Here is a 14,302-nt window from a genome sequence, read left to right on the forward strand (position 1 = left end):
AATGAAGCATGAAAGTGGTTTACCCTTTGCGATTGATAGATCTGTGGGCATGGATGAGCAACAAAGTGTTGTGTTCTACGGAGAGCGTCCCTTTCTTCAAAGTGGCGAATTAAATGAGGTTCAAACAATCATCAGAGGGCGTCATGATCGTTTGGGACGATTGGTGGCTAAAGAAGGCGATCGCATTGAGCGTGCTGATGCTTTCGTGAATAAAGACAGCCAAACTGTCACGTTAACGGATGGTAAGATTTTTATTGCGGGTGATATTTTCCCAGTCTCACGAGCTGTTTTGGAAAATGTTTCGATGGTTGGTCGCATGGAAATTGGTGTAAAACTTCAAAAAAAGTGGATTACACATGAGGATGACCCTCAGTTATTGGGTCAAGTTCCAGGGACATTATCAGAAGGTGAACCAGGGGCAGCGCGCGAAACAGTAAAGCTGGTCTGGGCACTCAAAGATGATACCCAAGAAGGTTCTTTTTATCCTGTTTATGTGCTGCAAGATGGTATTTTGATTGATCAAAAATCGCCTTCTTTGCTTGAGCCTGCTATGCAAGCGATTGCTACCTATGATCGTGCACACGGTCATTATATTGTCAATGGTTGCCGTGTTACAGCTTTGGGCAAAAATGGAGAAAATCAAGTTTTCAGTATTCAGGAAGGGGAAGCCAATATTCATGGTTTTAAACGCAAACGCCTTGCGGCTTTGAGACATGAGGAATTAGAGGATTTTTCTGAAGGGGTTGTGCCAAGTGAAACCCATATTTTTTCAACAAAGCAAGGGGAAACAAGTTTCACCTTTAAACCTTATTACTTTCCTGTTGCCGCCATTCATTCTCTTTTGCTGACCAAAGAAAAAACCGCCCATGTCACGCGTGGGGCGATCGCTTCAGGACGTGATGGCGTGCCTGATAAAAGTATCACATCGTTTATTAAAGTCATTCAAGGGGACAAGGAATTTAAAGAAGGCACTGACTTTAAAAAAACGGGTGATACAATTGATTGGGGGCTAGCTGGTGATGAGCCGCCTTCAGGCAGTACTTATATGGTCACCTACCGCTATCGAGCGCAAGTCATTGCTGATAAAATCACAGCGCAAGAGATTACTATCTCAGATGGCGCACAAGGTGGTGATATCATTGTCAGTTATACTTATAAATTACCACGAATTGATCGCCTAGGATTGAATGCACAAGGCACAGTGGTTTACATCAAGGGGGTTTCAGCCGATGATCCCATGGCACCGAGTGTGCCTGATGATGTGCTGTCTTTGGCTACGATCACCAATAATTGGATGGATTTACCCATTGTCAAGAATGATGGCACCCGGGTTGCCCCCTATGATGAGATGTGGCGCTATTTCCAGCGTGTTCTCTCCCTTGACCGTCTCATGCAGTTAGAGCGGATTAAAAGCAATGTTGATGCAAAAGAGCCTGTGGCAAAAAAGGGTATGTTTGTTGATCCCTTCCTTGATGATGCTTATAGAGATGAGGGAGTTTCACAGACAGGAGCCATTGGAAACGGCATTTTGCAGCTTGCCATTGAGCCAACATTTTATACTGCTACTTTAAAATCTCCTGTAACGCTTGATTGGGAAAACGAAGTCATTATCGCACAAGAGTTGGCAACGGCTTGTGAAAAAATCAATCCTTATCAAAATTTTGCACCTCTGCCGGGTATGGTAACACTGACACCAGCGACAGATTTTTGGCACGAACAGCGCACAGAGTGGCTTTCTAGCGTAACCAATCAACTGTTTACGGGGAGATCCCAAAAAAGTATCACGACTACGGAAGTGAAAAATGTTCTTGTTGATGCACATCAAGAACAAATAGATTTTTTAAGACAAATTGATCTTGATTTTAAAATTGAAGGTTTTGGCAAAGGAGAAATTTTGGAAAGCCTCACCTTTGATGATGTGGATGTTTTGCAAAACAAGCATTTTGTTGCCGATACCAAAGGTGTCATTGAAGGTACATTTACTATTCCTGAAAATATCACTGCAGGCACGAAAAATATTGTGGCGAAGGGCAAAGGGGGAACAACTGCAACGGGTCTTTTTACAGGACAGGGTGTGATTGATGTACAAGTTATGCGGCGCACCACAACGGTGCGTATCTGGACAAAATCTGACCCACAAGCGCAAGTGTTCATTCCCGATGAAACACGTCAAGTCACAGCTATTGATTTCTACCTTTGTAAAATTGGTGATCCTGCTCATGATTTGGTGATTGATTTAGTGACCACAGAGAACGGATACCCCACAGCCGATGTCCAAGCACAAACATCCTATTCCATGAAAGAAGCCAAGGAGGGCTGGGCACAGGCACGCTATGATGTGCCGTTAACGGTTTCTAATGATCGTCTTACGGCTTTTGTTATTAAGACTGATGATGGTCATCATGCTATCTCATTGGCAAAGCTTGGAGGTTTTGATGAAGAAAAGCAAAGAGTTGTCTCAAGTCACCCTTATGTGACAGGTCCACGTTTTTCTTCTGTTAATGCGCGAAGTTGGACAGCTCATCAAGACGAGGCTTTAACCTTTCGGGTGTTAGCAGCACGCTATACGCAAACAGAAAAAACTGTCAATTTAGGAGAGTTTGACCTTGTTGATTGCTCAGATTTACAAGTGCGGGCAGCGATTGAATTGCCTTCCAGTGATTGTTCTGTCGTGTTTGAAATTGAAAGAAACAATGGCACAATTTACCAATTACTTCCGTTTCAATTGCTCAGTTTAACAGAATATATCAGCGAAAAGGTTCAGTTGCGCGCTATTCTCAAGGGGACTGAAAAGCTCTCGCCTGTTTTGTTTGCTCCTGTTGAACTTATTGCAGGGAAAATCCACAAACAAGCCACTTATGTGACCCGTGCTTTTGCCTTTGGAGAACGGTCAAAGCTCACCAGCTATATTAAAAGCTTTTTACCAGGTGGAGCGACCTTCAAAATGGAGATCCAATTTGATGATGGAGCTTTTATTCCGCTGACGTTGGAGGAGACAGAACAACTCGCTGAGCCGCTTTGGACGGAACGTAAATTTATCAGTGATAACAAAACAGCTAAACAGGCACGCTTGAAATTCACACTGACTGGTGGTCCCGCATCAAGATCGATGGTGCGTGATTTTGGCGCAGGTATATTATAATTGGAGTGGAAAATGGCAAAAACAGAAAAATTGAATTTGGAACTTCCTCAAGAAGGGCGCTTTATCAGCGCTGAATTTCCTATCTTGCGTGAAAATTTGACAAAAATTGATCAAGCAATTGCAGATATTGAAACACAAGTAAAAGAAAAAGCACCTTCACAACATGTACATACGATAAGCGATATCACAGGTCTTGAGACAACTCTCAAAGGCAAGATGCCTGCGGATAAGAGTTTTGCACTTTCTGAGTTAGCAGATGTCGAGGGTGCACAAGATGCGGCTAATAATTATGTTCTCTACAAGTCAAGTAACAATAATTTTACCTTTGGTAGTGCTAAATCGCTTTTAGGTCCTCATCAACATAAGACTGAAGATATTGTTGGGCTTGAGGAGAATTATTGCACAAAAGAAGAATCTTCAGCGACACTTCAGGAAATATACCAAACAATGAAGGCAATTTTCCCCGCTGGATTCATTGCCACATTCGCCATGCAAGAAGTGCCAAGCGGTTGGCTCTTATGTGATGGTGCGACCTATGAACGTGAAGAGTATCCACGATTATTTGAGGCAATAGGCGATAAATGGGGAAAAGATAGCGAGACAACCTTTAAAGTTCCTGATTTGAGAGGGATGTTTTTACGTGGTTTTGATAATGGTCGCGGTTTAGATCCAGAGAGAGATTTTGCAACCGAACAAAAAGACAGCATAAAATCGCATACGCATGATTGCATTCTTGAAGAAGCGGGCGAGCATTCCCATAATTTTCAGTATAATGGAGTTAAACAGCTTTCTAATTATGCTGGTGGATGGAATGATCTCAATTTTGTAGCGGTTGGTAAGTTTCACTATGCATCCATAGAAAACGTAACAAAACCTGCTGGTGCTCACACGCACAAAGCAACTCTTTCCCCAACGGGTGAAGCAGAAACGCGACCTGTTAATGCAACAGTCGTTTATGCCATAAAGTCATGAGGTTTTCGGATAAGAGATCAGGCTTTTCAGCGGGATATTGAATTGCTGATGCAAGTTTCTAATCATGCGTAATGTTAATTTTCTTTTTCCACTCAAAATTTCGTAAACACGATTTAAGTGACCGATTGCAGGAACAAGGTCTTTAGCGGTTAAATTCATTTGCTCCATTCTAAATTTTATAGCTTCAATTGGATGGGGAGGAGAAACGGGATAATGTTCAGCTTCATAAGCTTCAATTAATAAAACAAGAATCTCCATTTGATCAAATTCTGGAGTATTAACTTTGGGCTGATTATCAAACATTGCAGAGACAATTTCCAACGCTTCTTGATAATCTTTTTCAGTACGAATGGGTTTTATATTCATTTTTAAAACTCCTTTAGTTCTACAGTATTAGCGTCAATTGCATCATACTGCTTGTGCGTTCCGATGAATTTTATATAAAGCCAGCCTGCTGGATAAAAGATCGAGACAATTAAGCGATAGTCATTTCCTCTGATATTAAAAACAACGCGATTATTTTTTAGTATGCTTGCATTTTTATATTTCTCTTTAATGTGATGAGGAGAACGCCATTGCGCATCTTTCGCTTCATCAACCCATGCTTTTAACGCTTGTTCAGCATCAGGATATTTTTTCCAAAAGGTTTGAAGTGTGGAGATTTTAATAATTTTCATAACCATATTCTGACTTTCATTTAAAATAGTACCAAAATGGTACTAAGTCAAGATTTCTATAAAAAAGCACAAAAATTAAGGATATGCAGTTTTCCAGAGCGGCTATTTCTAATCACTCTTTTTCCCAATTCATTAACATTAGCCAATTATTTAAAGGAGCATAAAAAAATGGCAGCAGGCTTTTTACATGGCGTTGAAGTTATCGAGTCCGATGACGGTACGCGCTCACTTCGTACGGCTCAATCAGCCGTTATCGGGATTGTAGGAACGGCACCAGATGCGGATGCGCAAGCATTTCCGCTTAATACCCCGGTTTTGGTTTCTGGTTCCCTTTCACAAGCAGCAAAGCTTGATAAAACAGGCAAGCGGCGAGGCACTTTACTCAATGCTCTTGATCTGATTTTCAAGCAAGTGGGTGCTATTGTTGTCGTTGTGCGGGTGGAGGAAGGCGATAACAAACACACAACATTCAGCAATATTCTTGGAGGTGTGAATAGCAACGGTGCTTATGAAGGTGTCCATGCTTTGATTGGAGCGCAATCCATTGTTGGACAAACACCACGCATTTTAATTGCCCCAGGTTTTACGCATCAACGTCCAGTAACCCTTAGCAAGATTAATGTTACGAACCAAGGAAGTGGTTATAGTCGAGCAACGGTTAAAATTACAGGTGGTGCTACAGCAAAGGCGATTATTTCAGATGGAAAAATCACGTCTATTGTTATTAAGGACAATGGTACTGATTACCAAACAGCACCAAGTGTGACAATTGAAGGTGACGGGGCAGGTGCGACAGCTAAGGCTGAAATCAAAGCAACGTCTAATCCTGTAGCCGCAGAGCTTCTTGGCATTGCAGAGCGGTTGCGTGCCATTGTGGTCATTGATGCACCAAACACGACAGATGAAGCAGCTTTTGCAGTCGCAAAGGATTTTGATTCAAAACGTGCGATGATTATTGATCCCTTTGTCACTGTGAATCATGATGGAAAAATTCTAACAGAACCAGCGAGTGCAGCAGTTGCCGGTGTTATTGCTAAAACAGATTTCACCCACGGCTTTTGGCATTCTCCTTCCAATAAAGTCATCAATGGGATTGTTGGTATAGCGCGCCCAATTGATTTTTCCATTGGTGATAGATCTAGCCGCGCGAATCTTCTTAATGAGCAAAATATCACAACCATTATCCGCGAAAATGGCTACCGCTTGTGGGGAAATCGTACGCTTTCAAGCGATATAAAATTTGCTTTTTTATCGGTGGTGAGAACTGCGGATATGATTAACGATGCCATTTTGCGCGGACATTTGTGGGCTGTCGATAGGAATATCAAAAAAACCTACATGAGTGATGTGAGCGAAAGCGTCAATGCTTATTTGCGTGATTTAAAAGCACAAGGGGCAATTCTGAGTGGACGCTGTTCTCCAGATCTAGAGCTGAATACAGCAAGCGCTATCGAAAGCGGAAAAGTTTATTTCAATGTTGAATTTACACCAACAACCCCAGCAGAACATATCACTTTCCGTTCGCGAATTACTCATGATTATTTAGAGGAGATTGCTTGATGGCTGTACCAACTTTACCAAGGATTTTGAAATATTTTAACATTTATGTCGATGGCATTCCTTATCAAGCAAAGTGTGAAAGCGTGACTTTACCGAATTTGAATCTCGTTGTTGAAAGTTACCGTGGCGGCGGCATGGATGTGCCCATTGAGTTGGATATGGGACTTGAGGTTTTAACACTGACCATGACGATTTCTGATTGTTCTCCAGAGCTTATGGCGCAATTGGGACGGTCTGATGTTGACATCTCTTTGCGAAGTTCGATGCAAGCGCAAGGCACACCAGCAGAAGGGGTTGCGATCACTATGCGAGGGCTTTGCAAAGGCTTTGAAATGGCAGAATGGCAACCAGGCAGTAAAGCGACTTCTACAGCGACATTCACATTGCATTACTTCAAATATGTTCAGAAGGACGTTGAGATTGTCGAAATAGATGCGATCAACATGGTGAGAAAATTTAATGGTGTCGATCAATTAGCAAAACACAGAGAATTTTTAGGATTATAAAAATGGCAACACAACCAAGCATTACCCATCAATTACTTGTTCCCGTTAAATTTGAAGGAAAAGAACACACAAAAATCACTTTACGGCGTGCCAAAACAAAGGATTTGCAAGCGATTGATAAAAAGGAAGGGATCGAGCAAACGATAGCAATGATCGCGCGTCTTTCTGAATGGCCATATGAAGCGGTTGGAGAACTGGATATTGAAGATTTGTCGAGCATTGGAGAAATTTTGGAATCTTTTATCAAGCGGCGGGATATCTCGACTGGGAAACCGCCGCTAAACTCATAGCAGATATTGCCATTGTTTTTCACTGGTCACTTTCAGACATGCTGGAAATGGAACCACAGGAGTTAATCTTTTGGCGCAAGAAAGCCGCAGAAAGGTATAAAACAAAATGAGTAAAAAAGTTGCTGATGCAAAGGTAAAATTAACGCTTGAAGATAAAATCACTGCACCTCTTAAACGTGTACAAAAGAAGTTTAGAGAGTTGTCAGAGAAATTATCGCATAAATTGAGTGTTCCTCGTTTTTCTGCTGCGGTAACAAAGATGACGGCAAGCCTTAAGGGTGTTCAAGGCGCCCTTAGCACTGCGGCAAGTCGTACAGCGGTCTTTTCTGGTGCTTTAGGTATTGCTGGTGGTGGTTTGGTGGCAAGTTTAACTGCTGTCACTGTGAAAACCATGCATATGGGGGATAGTCTTTATCATGCGTCACGGCATTTAGGCATGAGTGTTGCAGCGCTTCAGTTATGGGGCGATGCAGCAGACAATTCGGGGACTTCTGCTGAACTCTTTCAACAATCTTTAGCAGTGTTAAATAGACGTTCTGCACAAGCATATGCTGGGCAACGAAGAGGCATGATGGGATTTGAGGCACTTGGTATTTCTGTCAAAGATGCCTCTGGGAAACTTAAGTCAAATTCAATTTTGTTGGAAGAAATCACCGACAAGATGAGCAAGATGCACAATCAAGCACAAAGACAACAGATTGCGGCTCTGCTTTTTGGTGGGGATGGGAAGGAAATGGCTGCTATGCTCTCACAGGGCATGGGAAAAATCAAAAGTCTTTTTGCAGATGCGCGAAAAGGAAAATGGATGATAGGTGCCGATGTCGCACGCTATGCAGCAGATTTAAGTGATAAGCTTGGTGCTTTTAAGAGTCAATTAGGAGGAGTTGCCAGTTTTATCGGGGCGCGTTTCATGCCTATTATGAGTGATTTGATTGATGCTTTTTCCGCATTGATTGATGAAAACCGAGAACTCATCAAAACAGCTGTTTCTCACTGGGCGAAAACCTTAAAACAAGTGCTTAAAGATTTGCGTGATCCTACTTCTGATTTAAGACAGGGCATCGCAGATATTACCGAGAGAATAAAAGGCTGGTTTAAGTGGATGGAGCCGTTGATTGGTGAAATCACTCTCTTTAAGATAGGTCTTGTGGCACTTAGCGCATTCATCTTTGGACCACTCATTGCATCGTTAGCTGCACTTGGAGCAGCGTTTGTCACGCTTGGTTTTACTATAGCAACGACGCCTATAGGCTGGATAATCGCCGCAATAGTAGCGCTTGCGGTTTCTTGGTATTTTCTTTACAAGTACTGGGATCAGGTCATCGAATATCTTGATCATTTTTTTGACTCTATTACCAGCAGTGTAGGCAACTTTTCACGCGCTTTGCTTGCGTTATTCATACCTGGCATAAGTGGAGTTTTCTTGCTCGTGACTGCGGGATATTTTCTTTACAAGCACTGGAATAAAATCATAGCGTCTCTTGGTGCGTTATGGAATTTTCTCGCAAATACAATCAGCGGATTTGTTGATTGGTTTTGTGGGCTTAGTTTGGTCAAAGCAGGCGCTAACCTGATTAGTGGGCTTTGGGAAGGCATGAAAAGCGCATGGCAGACAATGTACAATTGGCTTAGCGGTGCGGTTAAAAAATTGACCAGCTGGATGCCAAATTGGATGCAAGAAAAGCTAGGTTTTAGCGCTACAATCAACGAAAATTCAACGGAGACTATTAAAAATCTTACTGAAGAAACTAGTGCACGCGTAAAGAGAATAGCCGATGCAACAGTTGTTACCAATACTCCACCTAAACAACAAAACAGTAATCGCTCAATTGAAACGACAAAAATAAAAACTGAAGCTATTAACATTTCTGAACCAATCATGGTTCATAAGCCTTCTGAAATAGATGCTTCTATCACGATTAGCAATTTGAATATTTCGGGGGGAAGTGGCTCTCCCAGTGACATTCATGCTGCGGTCAATCAAGCCCTTGAACGTCATGCTAGACAACAGCGCTTAGCGATTGCTTCGAGTTTTTCGGATTAATTGTCATGATGTTGGCTTTGGGACACTTTATTTTTTCGGTGGAAACGGCAGCTTATCAAAAACTTGATCTGTTTTACGATGTTCCATGGGTTGAGCAGGGGCGCTTGGGGAGAAAAGCCGCACTGCAATTGCCAGCCGTTGCAAACGCAGAGTTTTCCCTAACAGGTGTGGTGTATCCAGACTTTAAAAGTGGGACTAGACAGCTAGAACAATTGCGGCGGATGGCGCATAACGGTGCACATATTCTTGTGACGGGACAGGGGAGAATTTTAGGGAAATTTGTCATTCTTTCTGTTGAGGAAAAGCAAAGCTTTTTCCATAAAAACGGTACTCCAAAGAAGCAAGAATTTACCGTGAGATTAAAAGAATACGGAGAAGATGGAGGGGGTTGGTGAGTGATCTTTACGTAACCAAAGAGGGTGACATGGTTGATGCCATTTGCTGGAAATATTATCCCAAAGGTCAGCAAGCCCTTGCCGTTGAGCGTGTTTATGCTGCAAACTATGGTCTTGCAGATTATGGAGCAATCTTAAAAGCAGGGATAACGATCATTTTACCTTCTCTCCCTTATCCAAAAGCCACACCAGTGATCAGAATCTGGGGAAGCAAATGAAGCCTTTTTGTAAAGTGATGGCTAATGGTAAAGACATTACAAGCTCTTTAATGGATTATGTTTTGTCGATTGAAATTACCGATGAAGCAGAAGAAAAAAGCGACCGCATCACCATAGAGCTTGATGATCGTGCAAGGGAAAATGATAATGGCTTTCTTGATATTCCTTTGATTGGGACAGTTCTTTCTGTCACTCTTGGCTATGCAGGGGGAGTGATGCGTGATATGGGAACCTACTTGATTGATGAAATATCGGTAAGCAGCCCACCGCAAAGTCTCAGTGTTACAGGGCGTGCTGCTTCAATGAACACCTCCTACAGAACACCCAAAAGTCAATCTTATCACCAACAAACATTAGGCAGTATTATCCAGGAAATAGCACAGCGCAATGGCTATACAGCAAAGGTTGATCCCACTCTTGCCAAGATTGTTGTGCGTCACATTGACCAAACAGCGGAAAGTGATATGGCTTTTGCTGCACGCCTTGCCGCAGAATATGACGCTGTTGCAAAGCCTGTTGATGGGAAACTTGTGCTTGCCAAGCGCGGGTTTGGTAAAGCCATAACGGGTGAGCCACTTCCTATCGTTTCCATCAATGAGAAAATGTGTAGCTCTTGGGATTTTAAGTACAGCGCACGTGAGGAAGCAGGGGCAGCTAATGGCTTAGAAATAGATGTGGGGGACGATCAAAAAGCGGCTGCCAATGCACGAGCACCAGAAGAAATTGGAGAGGATGAAAACTTTATCCATATGGATGAGGATGAAGGAGAGATAAGCGAAAGCTCTACATCACTGAATCTAAAAGAAACAGAACAAACACCTGAACAAGAGGAAGAGAAAAAGGGTGGTGTTCTTGCTGCTTATTATGATTTACGCAGTGGTGAGAAAAAAGAAGTCAAAGTTGGGAATGCTCCCTTTCATGAATTAAAATACACCTATCATAATCAATCAGAAGCGGTTGCAGCCATTGCTTCTTATCGCAACAAATCATCACGTGGGAAATCATCCTTTTCGTGTAGCATGGGTGGCAATCCTCTCATTCAAGCAGAAGCGAAGCTTGTTCAAGAGCCGCCACTTCGACCTTATATTCCAGCAGAATGGCGCATTAAAAGCGTTAAGCACAAATTTGATAAGATAGGCGGGTATATCACAAACATAGAATGTGAATTCTTTGATGGAGCACAAGAAGATGCTGCGGGAAACATCGCAAATACACTGCCCGATAAGGATGACATGATTGATCCCAACGCCCCACCTGACACTTCATATGATGAAGGAGAAGATGTTATCCATATGGGCGAGGGAGATATGTGAGAAAATAAGTTTAAAACAACAAAGAGGCTCTATTTAAAACGAAAACAGACGGTATTTTTGCAGATTGAAGCTTAAATTTGATTATTTTAACAGGCAGAGATTCTTTGATGCTTTTTTAAATTGGGGAATACAAAAATGTTATCAATAAAAATAATATTGTCACAGATATAGAAAAAAAGCTTATTCTGGCTAAACAAATATGAATAAAACAGCTTTTAATCACAACAACTAGAGCCAGAGTCCATCCCTCCCCAAACATCCCTATTCTCTGCATATTGTCCTAATTCGTCAATATTATTATAATTTTGTACACTGACAGTATCTTTATCTTCCTGTAGATTTTTTTCTATGATTTTTTTTGATTTATCTAAGATTTTTATGTTTTTTCGCATAAAACGCAATGGACACAGAGAAAAAATATAACTCTGTTTTTTTAGTTTTTCACAAATGATTTGATGGGAAAAGTTATTATTTGCTTTTTTGTGCAGAGCAAATGAGTTTTGAAGTGCTCCTTTATGGATAAAATCACGAGAATAAGTTGAATAAATCACTTTTTTGTTCTCTGAACGTGACAGATTATTTAAAGAATTTATGAAGTTTTTTCGTAAATTAATAGGCAATTTACTTTCTGGATCATCTAGAAGAAAGATAATTCCATGTTCATTCCAACTCATATCTGTGTTCATCTCTGTGAAAATTTTAAAGTAAAAAAACCAACGAAATACTTGACTTATTTCATTCCAAGAAAAGCATTTACCATCTTTCTCAATGCGCATACGAAAATCTACAAAAAGGTTGTCATTATGCTTATTGTTCTTCTTCTCTAAGGAAAAAACATAAGGAGATTCTTTATTGCGAGTAATATTTAACCAGTCTTTTGCAATTATTGAATTTAAATAATAACTGATAGATCTTAAATGTTTATCAACAGTACGTTCATCGTTGCAATCAACAATATTTTTCTGAAAATCAATGTTATGCTCAAAATCTTCATAAGAGATACCATTATTATTTCTACGATAACACCCTTTAAAAAGTATTTGGAGGAGTACTTGCCATTGTAAGTTTTCTTCTAATGTAAAAAGCTTATCATTGCAAATATTAAAACGACAATTCTTTAAATTATCACTTTTCACAAATCTAATTGTGTCAGGGATATCGCCATGAATACAGTAATTATAATAAACAATTTCAGGAATGGAATCTTTTATCCATTTTATAATTTTATGTCCACGCTGTAATTTTTCGTTATTGACTGATATGTATAGACCATCAAATTGATCATGCTTAAAATGATAAGCAAAAGACACTGCTAATGTTCTATTATTGCTGGAAACATTTTTTGTAGATATAAATTGTTTTTCTTTTAGCTCTCTTTCTTCATCTTCATTATAAGATAAATGTGCTGTTAAGGTAATTGCATCAATAGAGCGACAACCTTTGGGACGAGCAAAAGCAATAAACTCCTCGTCAACTCTATGAAAACCCTGGTTATAAAAAAGACAATAAATTATTTCAATACCTTTCAGGATTGTTGTTTTTCCTGCTTCATTATCTCCAACGAGAACAAAAGGAAAAGATGGATCTCCATCTGTTAGATCTATTTTTACAGGAGCTGAAATTCCTCTAAAATTTTCAAATTCAAAAGCAACAAATTGCATGTTTAAAGCCCTCCTATTAAAAGTACTTATTTATCAAAAAGTATATAATGATCGTAATACAATTAAACAATATGTTGGTAATATTTTTCTTATTTTATCTATTTTGAATAAAAAAATGATATTGTTTTGTATCGATCATGGCAAAAATTTTTTATGATTGAGCAGAATAAGAAAGGAGGCAGATAATTATTTTTTACTTGACAATATCACAACAATGTATCTAAATTTGATTCAGGTGCCTCAAAAACACCTTGAATCGATAGCGGATAGATTACCGAAATAATCTCTTTTCCGCACATTAAGGCTTTGACTCATTATGCACTACAAGTGTACAATGATTTTGTCGGGTGTGGTTATACTATACAATACCCTTTTAGGGGAAAGTGTAACGACGGACTATCGACCGTGTTTTTGAGCACCCGGCGCCCTTGTGGGTGTCAATCAAAAACCTCTAATCGATAGGAGTTCAATAATGGACACTCTCATATCAATATCAAAACAAACGATCGGGCAGGAAACTGTTCAAACGGTGAATGCGCGCGATCTACATGTGTTTTTGGAAGTAGGTCGCGATTTTACAACATGGATTAAAGATCGTATCAACAAATACAGATTTATAGAAAATAGGGATTATATAGTTTTCACCAATTTTGGGGAAAACCTTCAAGGTGGTCGTCCTTCTAAGGATTATGCTCTTACTTTGGATGTAGCTAAAGAACTTTCCATGGTTGAAAATAATCAGAAAGGTAGAGAAGCACGACAGTATTTCATTGAATGCGAACGGCGTGCAAAGCAAATGTCTATTCCACAAATTGATTATTCGGATCCACGCACGATACTTGGCGTCATCACCCATATGCAAGAGGAGTTGCAAAATAAAGATGCGTTGATTGAACAACAAACTCCTAAGGTTATAGCTTATGACCACTTAACCCGTTCTGATGGTTTGTTTGGTCTGACAGAAGCAGCAAAGGTATTAGAGGTACGACCAAAAGATTTAATTGATTATCTGCGTGGAAATGATTGGGTTTATCGGCGCGCTCCGGGGTCTCCATTATTACCTTATCAAGATAAGATCAAGAAAGGTCTCATGGATTGCCCGACCATCACGATTCAAAGATCCGATGGCACAGAAAAGGTCTTGCCTTCAACAAAAATCACCACAAAAGGATTGGCATGTTTGAGAGAGCAAATCCACGGAGGTGTACAATGAATATTAATATCGATTCTTTGTGTGATTTGTGGATAGCGTTGTTTAAGCTTTGCAATCGTGATGGTGTTGTAGATGAAGAATGTAACGCTATAGTTAACACCATGAGTGTGGTAGAAAAAGCTTTGGTTTCAAAGATCGAGAAAGATGCGCATATTGTTAAGCTTTTAGCGGTTCTTACAGACTTTGGAGATTCAGAGTTTCCTCGTGGTATCGATCCTTTGTTGAAGGCATATGATCCGAACTTAAAAAGCTCGCTTAAGAAAGTGGCTTAATCTTATAATGCAGCTTATCGTTTCTCGTTGTTAAAGACG

General features: G+C 40.3%; 15 protein-coding genes. 12 read left to right on the forward strand and 3 right to left on the reverse strand.

What is annotated here, in order from left to right; all coding sequences use genetic code 11:
- Position 1: 1 nt before the first annotated feature.
- Together V4P55_RS01685 and V4P55_RS01690 are read left to right on the forward strand one after the other, a co-directional pair.
- A complete protein-coding gene (locus V4P55_RS01685) occupies positions 2–3,142 on the forward strand; it encodes a DUF4815 domain-containing protein (RefSeq protein ID WP_455474733.1) in 3,141 nt (1,046 codons plus the stop codon).
- 12 nt (positions 3,143–3,154) lie between these two features.
- Positions 3,155–4,114, forward strand: a complete 960-nt coding sequence (locus V4P55_RS01690; RefSeq protein WP_455474734.1) for a Bgr_08870 family protein — start codon at positions 3,155–3,157, stop codon at positions 4,112–4,114.
- On the opposite strand, the gene V4P55_RS01695 is transcribed toward V4P55_RS01690, so the two are convergent.
- Both V4P55_RS01695 and V4P55_RS01700 read right to left on the reverse strand, forming a co-directional pair.
- Positions 4,109–4,480, reverse strand: coding sequence for a helix-turn-helix domain-containing protein (locus tag V4P55_RS01695; RefSeq protein WP_455474735.1), 372 nt, complete (start codon positions 4,478–4,480; stop codon positions 4,109–4,111). The two genes, V4P55_RS01690 and V4P55_RS01695, sit on opposite strands and share 6 nt — an antisense overlap.
- Positions 4,481–4,482: 2 nt before the next feature.
- Complete coding sequence (locus V4P55_RS01700; protein ID WP_455474736.1) at positions 4,483–4,791, reverse strand: type II toxin-antitoxin system HigB family toxin; 309 nt, start codon at positions 4,789–4,791, stop codon at positions 4,483–4,485.
- Positions 4,792–4,959: 168 nt separating this feature from the next.
- Here V4P55_RS01700 and V4P55_RS01705 point away from each other — a divergent pair, with 168 nt between their 5' ends.
- Genes V4P55_RS01705 through V4P55_RS01740 form a run of 8 tightly spaced genes read left to right on the forward strand, consistent with a single transcriptional unit; the run spans position 4,960 to position 11,117 of the window.
- Complete coding sequence (locus tag V4P55_RS01705) at positions 4,960–6,351, forward strand: phage tail sheath subtilisin-like domain-containing protein (protein ID WP_455474737.1); 1,392 nt, start codon at positions 4,960–4,962, stop codon at positions 6,349–6,351.
- Entirely contained in the window at positions 6,351–6,857 is a 507-nt protein-coding gene (locus V4P55_RS01710; protein ID WP_455474738.1) for a phage major tail tube protein, read from the forward strand. Before V4P55_RS01705 ends, V4P55_RS01710 begins: the two co-directional genes overlap by 1 nt.
- 2 nt (positions 6,858–6,859) lie before the next feature.
- Positions 6,860–7,147, forward strand: a complete 288-nt coding sequence (locus V4P55_RS01715; RefSeq protein WP_455474739.1) for a phage tail assembly protein — start codon at positions 6,860–6,862, stop codon at positions 7,145–7,147.
- A gap of 47 nt (positions 7,148–7,194) precedes the next feature.
- On the forward strand, positions 7,195–7,257 hold the full coding sequence (locus V4P55_RS01720) for a hypothetical protein (protein ID WP_455475093.1): 63 nt from the start codon (positions 7,195–7,197) through the stop codon (positions 7,255–7,257).
- The gene (locus V4P55_RS01725) at positions 7,254–9,191 is read left to right on the forward strand and encodes a phage tail tape measure protein (RefSeq protein ID WP_455474740.1); all 1,938 of its coding nucleotides are present in this window, start codon (positions 7,254–7,256) and stop codon (positions 9,189–9,191) included. The genes V4P55_RS01720 and V4P55_RS01725 overlap by 4 nt, the downstream gene beginning before the upstream one ends.
- Positions 9,192–9,196: 5 nt before the next feature.
- The gene (locus V4P55_RS01730) at positions 9,197–9,586 is read left to right on the forward strand and encodes a phage tail protein (protein WP_455474741.1); all 390 of its coding nucleotides are present in this window, start codon (positions 9,197–9,199) and stop codon (positions 9,584–9,586) included.
- Positions 9,583–9,804 (forward strand): tail protein X, encoded by a 222-nt coding sequence (locus tag V4P55_RS01735; RefSeq protein ID WP_455474742.1) that lies wholly within the window; start codon positions 9,583–9,585, stop codon positions 9,802–9,804. The genes V4P55_RS01730 and V4P55_RS01735 overlap by 4 nt, the downstream gene beginning before the upstream one ends.
- Positions 9,801–11,117 carry a phage late control D family protein gene (locus tag V4P55_RS01740; RefSeq protein ID WP_455474743.1) on the forward strand — a complete coding sequence of 439 codons (1,317 nt, stop codon included), beginning with the start codon at positions 9,801–9,803 and terminating at the stop codon, positions 11,115–11,117. Before V4P55_RS01735 ends, V4P55_RS01740 begins: the two co-directional genes overlap by 4 nt.
- A 215-nt stretch (positions 11,118–11,332) precedes the next feature.
- Here the strand turns inward: V4P55_RS01740 and V4P55_RS01745 are convergent, their stop codons facing one another.
- Positions 11,333–12,778, reverse strand: coding sequence for an AAA family ATPase (locus V4P55_RS01745; RefSeq protein ID WP_455474744.1), 1,446 nt, complete (start codon positions 12,776–12,778; stop codon positions 11,333–11,335).
- A gap of 472 nt (positions 12,779–13,250) precedes the next feature.
- Here V4P55_RS01745 and V4P55_RS01750 point away from each other — a divergent pair, with 472 nt between their 5' ends.
- Positions 13,251–13,991 carry an antA/AntB antirepressor family protein gene (locus V4P55_RS01750; protein ID WP_455474745.1) on the forward strand — a complete coding sequence of 247 codons (741 nt, stop codon included), beginning with the start codon at positions 13,251–13,253 and terminating at the stop codon, positions 13,989–13,991.
- A complete protein-coding gene (locus tag V4P55_RS01755) occupies positions 13,988–14,263 on the forward strand; it encodes a hypothetical protein (protein ID WP_455474746.1) in 276 nt (91 codons plus the stop codon). Before V4P55_RS01750 ends, V4P55_RS01755 begins: the two co-directional genes overlap by 4 nt.
- The last annotated feature ends 39 nt before the right edge of the window (positions 14,264–14,302 follow it).

It is taken from the genome of Bartonella sp. B30(2025) (assembly GCF_053793825.1).

What these genes read in the sequence shown, in the direction of transcription:
- V4P55_RS01685 (WP_455474733.1), top strand. Translation starts at nt 2, where the DNA reads ATGAAGCATGAAAGTGGTTTACCCTTTGCGATTGATAGATCTGTGGGC.
- V4P55_RS01690 (WP_455474734.1), top strand. Translation starts at nt 3,155, where the DNA reads ATGGCAAAAACAGAAAAATTGAATTTGGAACTTCCTCAAGAAGGGCGC.
- V4P55_RS01695 (WP_455474735.1), bottom strand. Translation starts at nt 4,480, where the DNA reads ATGAATATAAAACCCATTCGTACTGAAAAAGATTATCAAGAAGCGTTG.
- V4P55_RS01700 (WP_455474736.1), bottom strand. Translation starts at nt 4,791, where the DNA reads ATGAAAATTATTAAAATCTCCACACTTCAAACCTTTTGGAAAAAATAT.
- V4P55_RS01705 (WP_455474737.1), top strand. Translation starts at nt 4,960, where the DNA reads ATGGCAGCAGGCTTTTTACATGGCGTTGAAGTTATCGAGTCCGATGAC.
- V4P55_RS01710 (WP_455474738.1), top strand. Translation starts at nt 6,351, where the DNA reads ATGGCTGTACCAACTTTACCAAGGATTTTGAAATATTTTAACATTTAT.
- V4P55_RS01715 (WP_455474739.1), top strand. Translation starts at nt 6,860, where the DNA reads ATGGCAACACAACCAAGCATTACCCATCAATTACTTGTTCCCGTTAAA.
- V4P55_RS01725 (WP_455474740.1), top strand. Translation starts at nt 7,254, where the DNA reads ATGAGTAAAAAAGTTGCTGATGCAAAGGTAAAATTAACGCTTGAAGAT.
- V4P55_RS01730 (WP_455474741.1), top strand. Translation starts at nt 9,197, where the DNA reads ATGATGTTGGCTTTGGGACACTTTATTTTTTCGGTGGAAACGGCAGCT.
- V4P55_RS01740 (WP_455474743.1), top strand. Translation starts at nt 9,801, where the DNA reads ATGAAGCCTTTTTGTAAAGTGATGGCTAATGGTAAAGACATTACAAGC.
- V4P55_RS01745 (WP_455474744.1), bottom strand. Translation starts at nt 12,778, where the DNA reads ATGCAATTTGTTGCTTTTGAATTTGAAAATTTTAGAGGAATTTCAGCT.
- V4P55_RS01750 (WP_455474745.1), top strand. Translation starts at nt 13,251, where the DNA reads ATGGACACTCTCATATCAATATCAAAACAAACGATCGGGCAGGAAACT.
- V4P55_RS01755 (WP_455474746.1), top strand. Translation starts at nt 13,988, where the DNA reads ATGAATATTAATATCGATTCTTTGTGTGATTTGTGGATAGCGTTGTTT.